The organism is Niallia sp. MER 6 (assembly GCF_023714395.1).
Taxonomy (GTDB): domain Bacteria; phylum Bacillota; class Bacilli; order Bacillales; family Cytobacillaceae; genus Niallia.
The window spans coordinates 50,207-67,141 of sequence record NZ_JAMAUK010000014.1; the positions used below are offsets into that span (position 1 = coordinate 50,207).

At 39.9% G+C, this 16,935-nt stretch carries 15 protein-coding genes; 12 read left to right on the forward strand and 3 right to left on the reverse strand.

Annotated features, from left to right (window positions below):
• Window positions 1-18: 18 nt before the first annotated feature.
• Window positions 19-876 (forward strand): D-amino-acid transaminase, encoded by an 858-nt coding sequence (gene dat, locus M3600_RS16945; RefSeq protein WP_233317645.1) that lies wholly within the window; start codon window positions 19-21, stop codon window positions 874-876.
• Between the two features lie 51 nt (window positions 877-927).
• Here dat and cysK read toward each other — a convergent pair whose 3' ends face one another.
• Window positions 928-1,860 carry a cysteine synthase A gene (cysK, locus tag M3600_RS16950; RefSeq protein ID WP_251646817.1) on the reverse strand — a complete coding sequence of 311 codons (933 nt, stop codon included), beginning with the start codon at window positions 1,858-1,860 and terminating at the stop codon, window positions 928-930.
• Between the two features lie 276 nt (window positions 1,861-2,136).
• Here cysK and thpR point away from each other — a divergent pair, with 276 nt between their 5' ends.
• From thpR to M3600_RS16970, 4 genes are all read left to right on the forward strand, one after another.
• Entirely contained in the window at window positions 2,137-2,703 is a 567-nt protein-coding gene (gene thpR / locus M3600_RS16955; RefSeq protein WP_251646818.1) for an RNA 2',3'-cyclic phosphodiesterase, read from the forward strand.
• Between the two features lie 34 nt (window positions 2,704-2,737).
• On the forward strand, window positions 2,738-3,718 hold the full coding sequence (locus tag M3600_RS16960) for an NERD domain-containing protein (protein ID WP_251646819.1): 981 nt from the start codon (window positions 2,738-2,740) through the stop codon (window positions 3,716-3,718).
• Between the two features lie 40 nt (window positions 3,719-3,758).
• Window positions 3,759-5,912 (forward strand): type I pullulanase, encoded by a 2,154-nt coding sequence (gene pulA, locus M3600_RS16965; RefSeq protein WP_396953824.1) that lies wholly within the window; start codon window positions 3,759-3,761, stop codon window positions 5,910-5,912.
• Between the two features lie 380 nt (window positions 5,913-6,292).
• Entirely contained in the window at window positions 6,293-7,072 is a 780-nt protein-coding gene (locus M3600_RS16970) for a phosphotransferase family protein (protein ID WP_251646848.1), read from the forward strand.
• Here the strand turns inward: M3600_RS16970 and M3600_RS16975 are convergent.
• Window positions 7,064-7,345, reverse strand: coding sequence for a YtzH-like family protein (locus tag M3600_RS16975; RefSeq protein ID WP_251646821.1), 282 nt, complete (start codon window positions 7,343-7,345; stop codon window positions 7,064-7,066). The genes M3600_RS16970 and M3600_RS16975 overlap by 9 nt on opposite strands.
• A gap of 236 nt (window positions 7,346-7,581) precedes the next feature.
• On the opposite strand from M3600_RS16975, the gene trmB reads away from it, so the two are divergent.
• Window positions 7,582-8,220 (forward strand): tRNA (guanosine(46)-N7)-methyltransferase TrmB, encoded by a 639-nt coding sequence (trmB, locus tag M3600_RS16980; protein WP_233317656.1) that lies wholly within the window; start codon window positions 7,582-7,584, stop codon window positions 8,218-8,220.
• Between the two features lie 101 nt (window positions 8,221-8,321).
• On the forward strand, window positions 8,322-9,158 hold the full coding sequence (locus M3600_RS16985; protein WP_251646822.1) for a YtnP family quorum-quenching lactonase: 837 nt from the start codon (window positions 8,322-8,324) through the stop codon (window positions 9,156-9,158).
• A gap of 42 nt (window positions 9,159-9,200) precedes the next feature.
• Here M3600_RS16985 and M3600_RS16990 read toward each other — a convergent pair whose 3' ends face one another.
• Window positions 9,201-9,512 carry a PepSY domain-containing protein gene (locus M3600_RS16990; protein WP_233317677.1) on the reverse strand — a complete coding sequence of 104 codons (312 nt, stop codon included), beginning with the start codon at window positions 9,510-9,512 and terminating at the stop codon, window positions 9,201-9,203.
• Between the two features lie 203 nt (window positions 9,513-9,715).
• On the opposite strand from M3600_RS16990, the gene M3600_RS16995 reads away from it, so the two are divergent.
• From M3600_RS16995 to M3600_RS17015, 5 genes are all read left to right on the forward strand, one after another.
• Entirely contained in the window at window positions 9,716-10,789 is a 1,074-nt protein-coding gene (locus M3600_RS16995; RefSeq protein WP_233317678.1) for a M42 family metallopeptidase, read from the forward strand.
• A 78-nt stretch (window positions 10,790-10,867) separates the two neighbouring features.
• A complete protein-coding gene (locus M3600_RS17000) occupies window positions 10,868-11,389 on the forward strand; it encodes a DUF84 family protein (RefSeq protein ID WP_233317680.1) in 522 nt (173 codons plus the stop codon).
• 85 nt (window positions 11,390-11,474) lie between these two features.
• Window positions 11,475-11,789, forward strand: coding sequence for a thioredoxin family protein (locus tag M3600_RS17005; protein WP_233317682.1), 315 nt, complete (start codon window positions 11,475-11,477; stop codon window positions 11,787-11,789).
• 161 nt (window positions 11,790-11,950) lie between these two features.
• Window positions 11,951-12,751 (forward strand): DUF1444 domain-containing protein, encoded by an 801-nt coding sequence (locus M3600_RS17010; protein WP_233317729.1) that lies wholly within the window; start codon window positions 11,951-11,953, stop codon window positions 12,749-12,751.
• 317 nt (window positions 12,752-13,068) lie between these two features.
• On the forward strand, window positions 13,069-16,878 hold the full coding sequence (locus M3600_RS17015; protein WP_251646824.1) for a DNA translocase FtsK: 3,810 nt from the start codon (window positions 13,069-13,071) through the stop codon (window positions 16,876-16,878).
• Window positions 16,879-16,935: the final 57 nt, after the last annotated feature.

Consider the following 16,935-nt stretch of genomic DNA (forward strand, 5'->3'; position numbering starts at 1 on the left):
GGTTAAGGGGGAGAGAAAATGAGTATTGTATGGATGAATGGAGCTTTTATTGATAGATCTGAAGCAAAGGTTGATATTGAGGACAGAGGTTATCAGTTTGGTGACGGTATATATGAAGTGATAAGAGTTTATAATGGAAAGCTGTTTACTGCAAATGAGCATCTCGAACGCTTGCTTGGCAGCGGTGATAAGCTGAGTATCAAGATAGAGTATACTGTCGAAGAACTCAAGCTGTTAATGGAACAGCTTGTAGAAAAGAACAAACTGGAAACAGGAATCATCTATATGCAGGTCACAAGAGGCACCAGTTCGAGGAACCATGCATTCCCTGCAGAAGATACTCCTCCGACTTATATAGCTTATACGAAAGAGGTTAGTATTCCTTATGAGCAGCTTGATAACGGTGTGGAAGCCATTACGGTAGAAGATATCCGCTGGTCGAGATGTGATATTAAGAGTTTGAATTTGCTTGGCAATGTGATTGCCAAGCAGAAAGCGACGGAAGCTGGCTGCTATGAAAGCATTCAATATCGGGAACTGACAGTTACAGAAGGAAGCTCCTCTAATATATGGATTATGAAGGATAACAGTGTGAAAACACATGAAGCCAACCAATTTATTTTAAATGGAATTACAAGACAGAAGATCATTCAGTTATGTAAGGAAAACGAAATAGAGGTAGTAGAAGAAGCCTTTACAATCGAGGACCTGATAGATGCTGATGAGGTATTTCTATCGAGTACAACAGCTGAAGTGATGCCGATTATATCCATAAACAATGTGCCTGTTGGCAACGGTGAAATAGGTCCTGTTACGAGAAACTTGCAGAAACTGTTTAAGGATGCAATTGAAAGTGAATGTGGACAATTAGTTTAATATGTTCTGTGAAAATGAGAAGAGTCCCTCTATCTATAAGAGGGACTCTTCTTAATCTAGTGCAAATACATCTGTTGATAAGTATCTCTCACCAGTATCGCATACAATAAAGACGACGACATCATCAGCGGACAATTGTTTTGCTGCTTGGACGGCAGCATAGCAGGCTGCACCAGAGGATGGTCCTGCCAGTATTCCTTCTTCAAGTGCAAGTCTTCTTGTATACTCATATGCAGCTTCATCTGTTACTAAGTGGATTTGATCATAAACATTCTGGTTTAATATATCTGGAATAAAGCCAGGGCTTGTGCCAACAAGTTTATGCTTTCCAGGAGCACCGCCAGACAGAACTGGAGATCCAGCTGGTTCTGCGACATGGACGCGTATATTTGGAAATACCTCTTTTAGTACCTCGCCAGTTCCAGTTATTGTTCCACCAGTCCCTGCTGTTGCTACGAATGCAGCCAAAGACTTATTCAGTTCAGCCATTGCTTTAATAATTTCTGGAGCAGTTGTTTTCCGGTGCGCTTCAGGATTATGGCTGTTGCTGAATTGCATGGGTACAAAAGAGTTTGGAATTTCGTCCTTCAGCTCCAATGCTTTTTTTATACTTCCAGGCATTTTTTCGTCACCTGGTGTCAGCACAACCTCAGCTCCATATGCTTTTAAAATATTGATTCTTTCCTTTGTCATCGTGTCTGGCATAACAAGAATGGCGCGATAGCCTTTAGCAGCTGCATTCATTGCCAAGCCGATGCCTGTATTGCCGCTTGTTGGTTCAATTATAGTGGAACCAGGAACAAGCTTTCCTGCCTTTTCTGCGGCTTCAATCATATTGAATGCCGCCCTGTCTTTTACACTTCTGCTAGGATTAAAATATTCCAGTTTTGCGTAAATGACAGCACCATTTTTATCACCAATAGAGTTCAAACGAACTAATGGAGTGTCACCAATAAGCTCAGATACGGATCCATACAATTTCATTGTTATTTCCTACTTTCTTTTTACTAAATATGAATAAAATCTCACATAGATGGTGATTGCTGATAAGGTACAAGAATGTCCTTGTCTTCTATTTCTTTCAATTAAAGTGAGATTCATGAAGATTAAGATTAAAAACAAGGGAAAAGGATATATAATAACAATATATTCTTTACATAAAAGGACTTTTTGCGAATGTTTAATAGTATTATAGCTATAATTGCCCATAAAAGAAAAATAATTTACCTTTAATAGGATAAACAAGAAAAGGATGCTTTTATGAACACGAATACACATTATTTTATTGCGATAGGTTTGCCGGAAGCTGTCCGGCTAGAAGTAGAGGCTGTAAGGGGTAAGCTTAAAGAAGCATTTCCTTTTAAAAAATGGGTGCATCCGCAAGACTACCATATTACTTTAGCTTTTTTGGGAGCAGCAACGGAAGAACAAAAGAGCGAACTTATCACTATTCTAAATGAAGATAGTTACGATATAGACCATTTTACATTGAATATCGACAAATTAGGAGTATTCGGCAGTCAGGACAGTCCACGGATTTTCTGGTTAGGATTGGAGGATCATCCATCGCTGCACCAGTTAAGAGAGAATATATATATTAAGTGCAAAAAGGCAGGCTTTACTTTAGAGACTAGGCCCTATCATCCGCATATTACGATTGCAAGGAAATGGGCAGGAACAGAGAGATTTCGCCAGAACATGCTGAATTCCCAAAACCCATTCAGTGATGCGAAACCTTCCTTTCAAGTAGAGCAATTTTCTTTATTTCAGACACATTTAAATAAAGAACCAAAATATGAAGCAATATATACAAAAAAATTTATTTAATAGAAAAGTACAGGTTTTTTTAGGGGGAAAAGCTTTGGCACAATTAATTAAGCTAAAAGACTATATATCACGTTACCAACAAAATATACTGCTGTATCCGTCCCGTTATGTCCGCTTAAAAAAGCAGAAATGGGAAGGTGTTAAAAAGGCATTTGATACACAAGACATGAAAATATTCTACGAGGATAATGAAAGTTTAGACGATATAACAGAGGAAAAGGAATCTCTTTTTCTAAAAATCAGAGGAATGATGAATAAAAAGCCGAAGGAAGAAGAGCTCCTTTTATTTCCGGCAGCTGTTAAAGAAGAAGACAAAGAAGAGCAAATATTTTCCTTTGATTATAAAGCCAATGCTCTTAATGAGCCTCAATCAGAAGAACAATTGAAGCTGCAATTTTTAAATCAGCTTTTTCGTTTTCAGCTGAAATGGGCTAGTTCTACTCTTACAGAAAAATCAACTGTTAAGAAGGCGTTTTATTATGATGAGCACTTGAAATATTTTTTGCAACGATTTCCTGATACATATTTAGTGCTATACAAACCAGTTTTCTTATTAAAAAATGCTCCTATTGATCTGGAAGTCATGATGGTGACACCAACTGCTGTGTGGTGCATCACTATCCTAGAAGAGGAAGATTCCGCTGTTTACCTAGGTTCAAATGAAAAATTTTGGGTAAAGAAATATAATGACAAAGAAAAAAAGACGTTAAGCCCGTTGATTGCTTTAAACAGGACAGAAAAAATTGTCCGCGGAATTCTCGACAGGCATGATGTTGCACTGCCTATTCAAAAGGCTATCCTGACAAGGAATGGCTATATTGATTATCCAACGATACCATATGATTTAAAGATTATTGAAAAAAGAAATTATGATGAGTGGTTCCGTATGATGAGAACCCAGCAATCACCTATCAAGGCTATCCAGCTGAAAGCGGCAGAAAGTCTGCTGCAACATTGTTTAACAACTTCTGTTCGAAGATATGATTGGGATGCTCCAGAGGAGGAGGAATCATAAACGAATAGTGTTTAGGTAACAAGAGAAGGAGTGGGGAATGATGCTATCTATTAAAAGGGACTATTATGCTTATTTAGATGAGCTGTCTGTTATTACTATACTGCTGCCTTATATGTATCATGGCGGTGAAGCGGATGCCTTTACAGTACAGGGAGAATACTCTGTACCATTAACCATTAAGAAAAAGGAAACGATGCAGCAATATGTTAAATATACTTGCATCTCTTCTGAATTGCTGGATGCAGGCAAAAGCTATACCATTATTGATAACCACAATGGCAGCACTGATTTGCAGATTGGTGCAGTCATAAGAACGAAAGAGTTTGATATGCGTTATTTTTATGAAGGTCCGTTAGGTGTGCAATACAGCGCTGAGAAAAGCCATTTTTTCTTATGGGCTCCAACAGCTCAACAAGTAAAGCTCGTTCTTCAAGATCCTATACATTCTGAGCGGCGTATGGAAATCCCGATGGCAAGACAAGAAAAGGGTGTGTGGACAGCTGAGGTAGAGCAGGATGTAGACGGCTTTCACTATACTTATTTAGTTCTTATTAATCTTGAGTGGAGAGAAGCGGTTGATCCGTATGCAGTTGCTGTTAGCGTCAATGGTGAAAAGGGTGTCATCGTTGATTTAGGAAAAACAAAAACGGTGAAACCTAAACTGCCAGCACTTGCCTCCCCTGTTGACAGCATTATTTATGAAACCCATATCCGTGACTTTACTATCCATCCGAACAGTGGAGCAGATAAGAAAGGGACGTACTTAGGTGCTGCCCAGCTGAACACGAAAACCTCAACTGGAGAATGGACCGGACTTTCGTATGTGAAAGAACTCGGCGTGACTCATCTTGAACTTCTGCCTGTCCATGATTTCGAAGAAGTGGATGAATTAAATGTTTTTAAACGATATAACTGGGGTTATAATCCATCACATTTCAATGTCCCTGAAGGCAGTTATTCAACAAATCCGACTGACCCATACGCAAGGATTAAAGAATTAAAACAGCTTATCCAAGCAATTCATGAGCAAGGAATAAGGGTCATTATGGATGTTGTTTATAACCATGTGTACAAAAAAGAAGACTCGCCGTTTGAGAAGATTCTCCCAGGCTACTTCTTCCGCTATGACATTCACGGAATGCCTTCTAACGGTACAGGTGTAGGCAATGATATTGCCTCTGAGCGTCTGATGGTAAGAAGATATATTCTGGACTCCGTTCGATTCTGGCTGGAGGAATACCAGATTGACGGCTTCCGTTTTGATTTGATGGGCATATTGGATGTAGAGACAATGCAGGGGGTTCGGGAGATTTGTGACAGTAAAGATCCGTCTATTTTAACCTTTGGAGAGGGGTGGAATCTGCAGACACCTCTACCAGATGATCTCAAGGCGATAATTAGCAATCAACATAAAATGCCTCGAATCGGCCAGTTCAATGATCAATTCCGCGATCAAATAAAGGGAAGTACATTTGATTTGGAACATACAGGCTTTGCATTAGGGAATGGGAGTCAGCCAGCAGTGCATGAGCTTCTCTCTGGCAGCATTGGATTAGCAGAACAAAACGCAGGAATATTTACAGAGCCGAATCAGACAATCAATTATGTAGAATCGCATGATAACCATACGCTTTGGGATAAAATTGAGGCGTGCTTTCCTGACTTGGAGATGAGCTTGAAACGTAAAAAACATCGACTTGCCACATCCATCGTCTTACTCAGCCAAGGCATACCATTTCTTCACAGCGGTCAGGAGTTTTTCCGAACGAAATACGGTGTAGAAAACAGCTATAAATCGCCTGATGAAATTAACAGACTTGACTGGGATAGAAGAGATACATTTCTTGATAATGTCCAATTTATAAAAGACCTTATATCTTTGCGCAAATCAACCGCTGCACTGCGGCTGACAAGCGCTGAAGCTATTAGAAAGCATGTCACTATTCAATCACATTCCCCTTTATTCGTAGAATACAAACTGAACAATATTGAAGACTATGGTGATTGGGAAACACTTATTATCTATATCAACGCGGATGACGATTCACAAAGGGCAGCTGTCGAAGAAGGAAATTGGAAGCTCCTGTTAAAGGGAGAAGAAGTGTATCTCCATGAACTTCCTGATGTGGAAAAAACCATCGATATAAACCCGATTGGCATAACAATTATTGGAAAGCGAAAAGAGACAAACTGAATAGGCAGAAATTTAATTTTTGAAAAATAATATTATATTGCAGATAGACTTGACTAAAAAACCAAATAAGAGATAATATTTAATGTGATAGCTATTGTTGTCAGTTACTGATTGTAATAGCTCTCTTTTTTTATAACAATAAATTATTCTTGATACATTGATTTTTTTCATTAGCATAGTATGTTTTTTGGGGTACTATGTCCTTTTCTATTTATGATGATTAATATTGCACTTAAATGCGTAGAACGCTAAGAATAAAGAGTTTTTTATTAGTTAGAACGAATCAATCTGTTTGTTCTTCCTACAAGGGATAAAAAAGGTTCAAACAAGAATGACTCATCCTAAAATCATGGAGCAATATATATAGTAGGTGAACAATGTTGGAACATTTATTAGGACAAGATTGGGAAATAACCCCTGCAGGCGGGGAAACAGGCGAGGCCTTTTTCGCCCAGAATAATGGCCAGAAGCTGTTTCTGAAAAGAAACTCTTCGCCTTTTTTAGCTGTTTTGTCTGCAGAAGGAATTGTCCCAAAACTTGTTTGGACAAAAAGATTTGAAAACGGAGATGTATTTACTGCGCAGCAGTGGCTTATCGGCAGGGAATTCAGCCAATCTGATATGACAGATGACAGGGTTGTGATGCTGCTGAAAAAAATCCATACATCTAAACCGTTATTGGAAATGCTGAAAAGGCTTGGAAAAACAACCTTGATGCCAAATATGATCCTTGCTGTTATTAAAGCAGAACTGGATGAAGAACTGACGGGGAATACAACCATCACGAATTCAATTGCCTTTTTAGAACAGAATCTTCCATCGATAAAAACGGAGGAAGAAGTTGTCTGCCATTGTGATGTAAATCATAACAACTGGCTGCTATCAGAAGACAACCAGTTGTATTTAATCGATTGGGATGGCGCAATGATTGCAGATCCGGCAATCGATTTAGGAATGCTTCTTCACTGGTATATCCCAAAATCAGATTGGAAAGAATGGCTTGAAAAATATGGATTTGAGCTGACTGACAACCTGATGCTGCGCATGAAGTGGTATGTGGTAGCCCAAACCCTAAATTCTATCCAATGGTATAAAAAGAAATCCCGCTATTATGAGATGGAAAAGTGGATACAATTCCTAAATGACCAGGATTTAGCCTGAAAAGTCATTTATTCCATCGACCCATTGGGACAGCTGCTCTTGAGAGGATTGGATATGATTGTTTAAATTGTTTGCCTGAATTCCTCTTTGGCTGTACTGGCATATTTCTTCTAAAATCGGAAGAATGTTTTGGTCGATATTGCCATTGACCTTTAAGGAAGTAACAAGACGTTCAAGTTGTTCACATTCAGAAACAGAACCACAGCAGTCCTCTTGATGGTTGTTTAAAATATCCTTTAGTATACCTAATTGATGTTCATGTGTAATTGGCATCTAGTTGCACCCTTTCTTCAGGTCTCTTTTATAAAAAATGGTCAAATACCAGTAAAGGAATTCACTAATAGGTTGTGAATTCTTTTTTTTCTTTATACGATATTTGCATTTGTAAAATTACCCTGTATTTTTTGACATAATTGTAGCGTGTTATGGAAAAGAAAAGAGTATTGCATGATAGCCGCAAGAATGGTATTGTTTGTTGATGGATATATACGTAAAGAAGGAGTGTCACAATGCGATTAAGACATAAACCGTGGGCAAAGGACAAGCTGCTGGCATATCCCCAATATGCAGTGCAGCATCCGGAGGAATGGAAAGGAAAATGGGATCAAGCTTTCAGCGTTAAAGGACCCATTCATATAGAGGTAGGTACAGGAAAAGGCAGATTTATTACAGAGATGGCAAAAGCTAATCCAGATATTAACTATATCGGGATTGAACTGCAAGAAAGTGTCATCGTTTCCGCTTTAGACAGAGTGATTGAGGCGGAAATTCCGAATCTAAAGCTGATGAATCTCGATGCATCTAAGCTGACTGACTATTTCCTTAAAGGGGAAGTAGAGCGCGTTTATTTGAATTTCTCTGATCCATGGCCAAAAACTAGACATGAGAAGAGAAGGCTAACTTATAAGAATTTCCTAAAGTCATATGAGGAAGTCCTTATCCCGAACGGTGAAATTCACTTTAAGACAGATAACCAAGGGTTATTTGAATATTCTCTTCGCAGCTTCTCTGAGTATGGCATGCTGCTGAAGTATGTCAGCCTTGATCTTCATAACAGCGATTATGAAGGTAATATAATGACTGAATATGAAGAGAAATTCTCTGAGCGTGGCAGCAGAATTTACCGCAGTGAAACCCAATTCAGATGATAAGACAAAGAGACTAATGCTAAAGCTAGTCTCTTTTTTTGTTGTCTAAAGAAAAATCAACTATAATTTTGGTAAGAATAATGATTAGGAGGCTAGCTTGAATGAACAGTTTAAAGATTGGTGAAATTACGGTGACATGGCTAAATGGTGGTGTTACAAAAATGGATGGTGGTGCCATTTTTGGTGTTGTACCAAAGCCATTATGGTCCAAAAAGTATGAGTGCAATGAGGTAAATCAAGTAACACTTCCTTCAGACCCGATGTTTCTTGAGTGGGATGGAAAACGAATACTGATTGATGCAGGAATTGGAAATGGGAAGCTTACGAAAAAGCAAATGCGCAATTATGGTGTTGATGAAGAATCTTTTCTTGAAAGAGATTTACAAGCACTTGGGGTTTCTCCAACAGAAATTGATTATGTGCTGATGACACATATGCATTTTGATCATGCTTGCGGACTATCTAAGTTAGAAAATGACAAATTGGTGTCTATTTTTCCGAATGCAGAAATCATTACTTCAGAAACGGAGTGGCAGGAAATGAAAAACCCGAATATCCGCTCTAGAAATACATATTGGGAACAAAATTGGCAGCCGATTGAAGCACAAGTCAAAACCTTTGAAAAAGAATGGAGCATGGGTCCGTTAAAGCTTATTCATACGGGAGGCCATAGTGATGGTCATTCTATTCTTCTTATCGAAGACGGAGGCGAGACAGCCATCCATATGGCAGATTTATTGCCAACACATGCACATCAAAATGTTCTGTGGGTGACAGCATATGATGATTACCCGATGACATCCATATCAGAAAAACAAAAATGGTTTAAATGGGGAGCAGACAAAAATGCCTGGTTTACATTTTATCATGATGCATTATACCGAAGTGTTAAATGGAATGAAGCAGGAGAAATAACAGAAGCAATAAAGCGGGATTAGTAAAAATGTCCATTGCAAGTATCGCAATGGACTTATGTATCTTTAAAGCTCATATATATCAAGCAAATTTCCTGTTTTGCTGTCTGCTAGAAATTCGAAAGACTCATTTTTGCCATCATTATCTCTCGTGATTCCACCGCGATAAATGAGCTGTGTTGTACCGGCTGTTTCATAGGGTTCTTTTTGCATGTTGATCCAGCTGCCTGTAATAGGTCCTTGCTCTTTAAAAACAGCCTTAACTATTTTTAGAACGCGGTCACTTGACAGGGAATAATTTCTGGAAACAGCTTCCTTTACTGCATAGCTTGCTGCAAATCCTACAGCTGCTCCTGCAACTATCGTTTTCCAGTTCATGATTTTAGCTCCTTTCTTTCGTTCTTATTATAGCCAAAATATTAGAGATAAGTGAAATAAAACCAAAAAAACCAGTAATAAACCTATTTTGGTTATATTAATAATAATCTATTTAGCAAGCAATATGTTTAATGGTGGCAAGGAAATTAATATTTCGATAAAATAAATATATACATAATTTTTAAAAAAAGAGGAGCAATACGATGAATGAGCAAACATTGGAATTATTCCGTACACTGACTGAGCTACGCGGTGTTGCAGGAAATGAGCATGAAGTACGTGATTTTATGCGTAAGGAGCTTGCCCTTTACAGCGATGAAATCATTCAAGACAATCTTGGCAGCATTTTTGGTGTGAAAAAAGGAAGTACTGATGGTCCTAAAGTAATGGTTGCAGGACATATGGATGAAGTTGGCTTTATGGTTACTTCTATCACAGAAAACGGAATGCTGCGTTTTCAGCCGCTGGGAGGTTGGTGGAGCCAAGTCTTGCTTGCCCAGAGAGTTCAGGTAATGACAGACAACGGTCCAGTTATCGGTGTAATAGCTTCAATTCCTCCACATTTACTTGATGACGCACAGCGTAATAAACCGATGGATATTAAAAACATGCTTATTGATATCGGTGCTGACGACAAAGCAGATGCTGTTTCAATCGGCATCAAGCCAGGGCAGCCTATTGTTCCAATTTGTCCTTTTACTCCAATGGCTAATAAAAAGAAAATTATGGCCAAGGCTTGGGATAACCGCTATGGCTGCGGTCTTGCAATTGAGCTGCTGAAGGAGCTGCAAGGAGAGGTGCTGCCAAATACTTTGTATTCTGGTGCAACTGTTCAAGAAGAGGTTGGCTTGCGCGGCGCGCAAACAGCTGCCAATATGATTCAGCCAGATATTTTTTATGCATTAGACGCGAGTCCTGCAAATGATACTTCTGGTGATAAAAACCAGTTTGGCCAATTAGGTAAAGGTGCTTTGCTTCGCATCTACGATCGGACAATGGTAACGCATAGAGGCATGAGAGAATTTATCCTCGATACAGCTGAAAGCAATAATATTGCGTATCAATACTTCATCTCCCCTGGCGGTACAGATGCAGGAAGAGTGCATACAGCAAATGATGGAGTGCCTAGTGCTGTAATCGGCATCTGCTCACGATATATCCATACAAGTGCATCCATCATTCATATTGATGACTATGCAGCTGCAAAGGAACTGGTTGTGAAGCTTGTAAAAGCGACAGATAAAGCAATGGTGGATTCAATTAAAGCAAATGTATGAGGAGAGTAACAAGAGGCAGACAATTAGACTGTCTCTTTTTCCATGAAGAAAAAGGTTTTTAAAGAGAGGCGGATGGAAATGATTGTTTGCATCGGAACAAGAAACCCAGCAAAAACAAGTGCTGTTAAAGAAGGATTCAGCACAATGACAGACGTAGAGTTCATAGAAATAGATGTCTCTTCAGAGGTAAGTGCCCAGCCATTCTCTGATGAAGAAACAATGACTGGGGCAATTAATCGTGCAAAAAATGCTTTAGCTGCTGGAAAAGGCGACATTGGCATTGGTCTTGAAGGCGGTGTAAAGCAAACAGAACATGGCCTGTTCGTCTGCAACTGGGGAGCCCTTGTACTTCGCGACGGCAGAACCTATATTGGCGGAGGTGCGAGCATTCCTTTGCCCACGGAAGTGGCAGATGCTCTGTTGGAAGGGGAAGAGCTTGGTCCTGTAATGGATCGTTATGCAAACAAAAAGAATGTCCGTCATCATGAAGGTGCTATTGGCGTATTTACGAACGGCAGAATTACGAGACAAAAAATGTTTGCACATGTTATCGAATCATTGGTTGGACAATACGAATATGATGCTAAGTCACGTTCATAATAAAGAGTAAGCATAATAGTAGTGAAACAGCAGAGATTTTGTTAGTATCAATTAATAAAAAGCTTTAATCAGGGGGATTAAGACGATGAGAGATCTACAGTCACAAGAAGAATTTAATGAGTTGAAAAACAGCAGCAATAAACATGTTTTCCTATTTTCTGCTAACTGGTGCGGAGACTGTCGCTTCATTGAACCATTCATGCCAGAAGTAGAGCAAAAATACAGTGAGTATACATTTATTCACATTGACCGCGATAAGTTCATCGATACTTGCATTGAGTTAGATGTATTTGGAATTCCAAGCTTTATCGCATTTGAAAACGGGAAAGAGCTAGGCCGTTTTGTCAGCAAAGATCGTAAAACGCAAGAGGAAATTGAGCAGTTTATTGAGTCGTTATAATCATATAAGAGAAAAATGAAAAACAGCGTGTCTCTGTAAAAACGCTGTTTTTTTCTGCACGACAAAATTCTACATTCTTTGAAAAGACGGTCAACTGCTATTATAATAGGAACAGCATAGATCATTACCCACTCTTAAAGGGGGAAAAAGCATTAATGAAGATGGATAGCAAAAAAATGAAAAATCTCTTACAGGACAGGCTTAAAGCCGAAGGAAGAGTATTTACGTTTGATTCTAAAAAGGATCAACTTCGAATAGAAAGCAAGGATACAGGAAAGGGTGTAACCGTTTCTCTGCCAGGAATTATTGCAAAATGGGAGCTGGAAAAGGAAAAGGCTGTTGACGAGGTTGTATACTATATTGAAAATGGTTTAACAGCATTAGTGGATGACCCTACACTTGAGGGGAAAGAAAAAAATATTTACCCTGTTATTCGTTCCACTTCGTTTCCAGTTCAAACGAATGAAGAAATACCCTTTGTAGTAGATGAACATACAGCAGAAACAAGAATATATTATGCCTTGGATATGGGAAATACGTATCGACTCATTGATGAGAAAATCATGGCGAAGGAAAACTGGAAACATAGCAGAATTAAGGAAGTAGCCTTGTTTAATGCTCGCTCTTTAAGCACGGCCCTTAAAAAAGATGTTGTAGCAGGCAACACTTTTTATTTCCTAAATACAAATGACGGATATGATGCTAGCCGCATCCTTAATGACTCTTTCCTGAAGGAAATGAGCGAGACAGTGAAGGGGACGATGGCAGTTGCAGTACCTCATCAAGACGTATTAATTATAGCGGATATTGAAAATGAGACTGGTTATGATATTTTGGCACAGATGACGATGAGTTTCTTTGCCAGCGGCAGAGTGCCAATCACTGCGTTGTCCTTCTTGTATGAAGACGGCAGCCTTGAGCCTGTTTTTATATTAGGTAAAAATAAGAAAAAAGAGCAATAATATTAAGTGCTTTGTATGCAAAACTTAATCAATTTGATTTGATAATATTGCCTGAATGAAAACAGGATGTAATATTCGTTATCTACAATAAGGGTAGTGTGCGTGTTGATTAAGACTAAGAGGGTCTTATTAACAAGCAACTGCCCTTTTTCAATAGGATATTTGGTAAATAATAGATGCGAATAAATGTTTTGCCTTCTTGCAATTAAAATTTTGTAAAATATAATAGAAAAAGCAGGGATAATAGCGATTTTTATCTCGATTTTATTAATAAACTGTTAAAATAGTAGAGAGAAAGATGGAAAGAGTGATTTACAGTGAGTTGGTTCAAGAAAGTAATAAAGCAGTTTATTAAAGAGGACCAAGAAGAAACGGACCAATTTGAAGCTGCAGAAGAAAAAAGCGAAGCACCGCATGTACAAAACGATTGGAATAATGAGTGGAAAAAAGAAGTAGATTCAAAGATTATTTATCAATATCCAAAGGGGAAGTTTCGTTTTCCTGTTATATCAGATGATGAAATAGGCATTTCCGGCAGACCAGCCAGACAGGAGAACGCAGCTGAACGAAGGCAGAGTGGTTCAGCCTATGCTAAAAGGCAATCACCGCCGGAAGAGGAAAAGCAAAACACACCAGCTTTTACAGGCAGGCAAACACCGCCCGAAGAAAATGCATTTACTGCAGGCAGGTTTGAGAAGCCAGGTGAAAGAACCCTGCAAGGGGCAGCCAATGCAGGCAAACAAGAGCGCCCGCTAGAAAGAAGACAGTATGGTTCAGCAGGTAAGGAAAGATCTGAATTTCAACAAGGCAGAAGGAAGTCTGCTGTTTCAAATAGGCAGGAGCCTGCTGAAACAAAACCAAGCTCCGATGCCTTACATAACAGAACAAAGCCACGGGAAATACCAGAAAGCAGTCCGAAGAGCTATCAGTCAAAAATGCCGTTTAAACCGACAGAAATACCGTCTCCTATTTATGGATATAATCGGCCGGCAGTTCAAGCTAAACCAAAGATGGAACCAAAATCGGTCCGTCCCGTTATGGACAGCAGCGATTTTCTGACATCTATTATGCGAAGAAAAGAGGCGGAACAAGCAGCCTTACGAGCACAGCAGAAAGAAGAGCCAATCGAGAGCTCATTGCTGGATAAAGAATCATTAGTGCGCCCAAACAGTGGTGAGGAAACGAAAGCTGAACTCACCCCTGAAGCAATAGAGAAAAAAGCCGAACATCTTCTTACAGAGGTAACAGAAAGAAACAAAGCAAAAGAACAAGAAGTAATATATGCTGCAGAGACAGCACTTCTCCCAGAAGAAAAACAGCAAATCGAATCCGCTGCAACCTTAGAGCTTGCGGAGCAACCAATTCCTCATGAAGAACAACAGGAAGTAAGCATAGCAATGCAGGAGTCAATAGAGGCAGAAGCAGAAATGCCTTTCGTTGTGGAGCTGATAGAGGAAACAAACCTTCAGGTAGAAGCGCCGGATACTTTAGACGCTCGAATCCAGCAGGTGCTAGAGGAAGAAGTGATTGAAGCAGAAATAACAGCAGTTATTGAAAATGGAGAAGACCCTGTCATGCAGGCAGAGGAGCCGTATGCAGTTGAGACAGAAGTTCAGCCTGTGCCAGAGGAAGAAGTGGTTGAAGCAGAAATAACAGCAGTTGTCGAAATGGCGGCAAAACCAGTCATGCAGGCGGAAGAGCCGTACACAGCTGAGTCGGAAATCCAATCTGCGCTAGAGGAAGATGAAGTTGAAGCAGAAATAACAGCAGTTGTCGAAATGGCGGCAAAACCAGTCATGCAGGCGGAAGAGTCGTACACAGCTGAGTCGGAAATCCAATCTGCGCTAGAGGAAGATGAAGTTGAAGCAGAAATAACAGCAGTTGTCGAAATGGCGGCAAAACCAGTCATGCAGGCGGAAGAGCCGTACACAGCTGAGTCGGAAATCCAATCTGCGCTAGAGGAAGAAGTGGTTGAAGCAGAAATAACAGCAGTTGTCGAAATGGTGGAAGAACCATTCATGCAGGCAGAGGAGTCGGATACAGTAGCGACAGAAGTTCAGACTGCACCAGAGGAAGAAGCCGCTATTGTCGAAATGGCGAAAGAATCAGTTGTCCAGGTGGAGCCGTACACAATTGAGTCGGAAGTTCAGTCTGCACTAGAGGCAGAGGAAGTAATGGAGGCAGAAGCAGTAGTTACCGAAAGGGCCGAAGAACCTGTCATGGAGGCAGAAGAGCTGAGTATTTCCAACCCAGTAAGCGAACAATTGCGAGAGGCAAATGCAATTCAGCCAGCAGAGCAGACAATATTACTTGAAATGGAAAAAGTGGCAAGCGTTCCAGAAGAGGTGGAACCTGTTGTTCTAAATGCTGCTGAAAATAAGGATTCTAATCATTCAGAAGCTGTTGGGTTAGATGAAAACTCTTCAAGTGAGCAAGAGACAGCCAAACATGGACAGCAGGAACAGGAAGTGGGAGATAAGCAGGCTAACGAGGCTGACCAAGCTCCACCTGCCAAGAAAAAAGCTCTTCCTTTTAATGTGTTAATGCTAAATACTGATCGGAAATCTCTTGAAAATAAAAGAAAACAACAGCCAATAAGCAAACCAGTGCCTCAGCCTGAGCCTGTTAACGATGTGGCAGAAGAACCTGTGACAGAAGAAACAGCAGCTTCACTTGAGTCTGTTGCGGTGCAGGAAGAGCTGCCGTACTATGTCTTTCCTGAAGAGAATTTATTAAACCCTCCGATTTTCGATGTGGAGCATGACGGCTGGATTGAAGAACAGACTGAGCTCTTGAATCATACATTTAAGAACTTTAATGTTCATGCGAGAGTTGTTAATGTCACACAAGGGCCGTCTGTTACAAGATATGAGGTACAGCCAGAGCCTGGTGTGAAAGTCAGCAAGATCACCAATCTTTCAGATGACTTAAAGCTCAGCCTTGCTGCAAAGGATATTCGAATTGAAGCGCCGATTCCTGGCAAGCATACGATTGGGATTGAAGTTCCAAACCGGACAAGCAGACCTGTATTGTTAAGTGAGATTCTTAATAGCAATGAATTTAAAGAGTCTGCGTCTCCACTGACAGTTGCGTTAGGTCTCGATATTTCAGGTAAGCCGATTGTTACTGATTTGCGCAAAATGCCGCATGGATTAATTGCAGGAGCAACTGGTTCTGGTAAAAGTGTTTGTATTAACACAATGTTAGTAAGTCTGCTGTATAAGGCGAAGCCAGAAGAGCTTAAACTATTGCTGATTGATCCTAAGATGGTGGAGCTTGCTCCATATAATTACATTCCTCATCTGGCAAGCCCTGTTATAACAGATGTTAAAACAGCAACAGCTGCCTTAAAATGGGCCGTTGAGGAGATGGAGCGGAGATACGAGCTGCTTGCACATGCAGGTGTAAGGGATATAACTAAATTTAACCAGCTTGCAGAGGAGCATAAACAATATGCGGATAAGCTGCCGTACATTGTTATCATTATTGATGAGCTTGCAGATTTAATGATGATGGCCCCTGCAGATGTAGAGGAAGCCATCAGCAGGATTGCCCAAAAAGCAAGAGCATGCGGTATCCATTTGTTAATCGCGACACAAAGGCCGTCTGTTGATGTTATTACAGGACTGATTAAGGCAAATGTACCGACAAGAATCGCATTCTCTGTATCGTCTCAAATCGACTCAAGAACAGTCATTGATATAAGCGGTGCAGAAAAGCTCCTCGGTAAAGGGGATATGCTTTTCTTAGAAAACGGGACATCAAAGCCAGTCCGCTTACAAGGGACATTTGTTTCAGATGAGGAAATTGATCAGGTTGTTGCACATGCTAGAAGAGAAAGAAAACCGGAATACTTGTTTGAGCAAGAAGAGCTTCTTAAAAAAGTCCAGATGTCTGAAGAGGAAGATGAGCTGTTTTATGAGGCATGCGAATTTGTGATTGAGCAAGGCGGTGCTTCAACTTCAAGCCTGCAAAGAAACTTCAAAATCGGCTATAATCGTGCAGCAAGACTTATTGACATGATGGAGAAACACGGGTATATTTCAGAGGCAAAAGGCACAAAACCAAGAGATGTACTCATTACGGAAATGGAATTTTTGCAGCTTCATGACACGGAACAACATTAATTTTTCATAAACTGTCTGTATCACTAATATAAATCCTTTCAGTAGGGAATATGATTG

What these genes read in the sequence shown, in the direction of transcription:
- dat (WP_233317645.1), top strand. Translation starts at nt 19, where the DNA reads ATGAGTATTGTATGGATGAATGGAGCTTTTATTGATAGATCTGAAGCA.
- cysK (WP_251646817.1), bottom strand. Translation starts at nt 1,860, where the DNA reads ATGAAATTGTATGGATCCGTATCTGAGCTTATTGGTGACACTCCATTA.
- thpR (WP_251646818.1), top strand. Translation starts at nt 2,137, where the DNA reads ATGAACACGAATACACATTATTTTATTGCGATAGGTTTGCCGGAAGCT.
- pulA (WP_396953824.1), top strand. Translation starts at nt 3,759, where the DNA reads ATGCTATCTATTAAAAGGGACTATTATGCTTATTTAGATGAGCTGTCT.
- M3600_RS16975 (WP_251646821.1), bottom strand. Translation starts at nt 7,345, where the DNA reads ATGCCAATTACACATGAACATCAATTAGGTATACTAAAGGATATTTTA.
- trmB (WP_233317656.1), top strand. Translation starts at nt 7,582, where the DNA reads ATGCGATTAAGACATAAACCGTGGGCAAAGGACAAGCTGCTGGCATAT.
- M3600_RS16985 (WP_251646822.1), top strand. Translation starts at nt 8,322, where the DNA reads ATGAACAGTTTAAAGATTGGTGAAATTACGGTGACATGGCTAAATGGT.
- M3600_RS16990 (WP_233317677.1), bottom strand. Translation starts at nt 9,512, where the DNA reads ATGAACTGGAAAACGATAGTTGCAGGAGCAGCTGTAGGATTTGCAGCA.
- M3600_RS16995 (WP_233317678.1), top strand. Translation starts at nt 9,716, where the DNA reads ATGAATGAGCAAACATTGGAATTATTCCGTACACTGACTGAGCTACGC.
- M3600_RS17000 (WP_233317680.1), top strand. Translation starts at nt 10,868, where the DNA reads ATGATTGTTTGCATCGGAACAAGAAACCCAGCAAAAACAAGTGCTGTT.
- M3600_RS17005 (WP_233317682.1), top strand. Translation starts at nt 11,475, where the DNA reads ATGAGAGATCTACAGTCACAAGAAGAATTTAATGAGTTGAAAAACAGC.
- M3600_RS17010 (WP_233317729.1), top strand. Translation starts at nt 11,951, where the DNA reads ATGGATAGCAAAAAAATGAAAAATCTCTTACAGGACAGGCTTAAAGCC.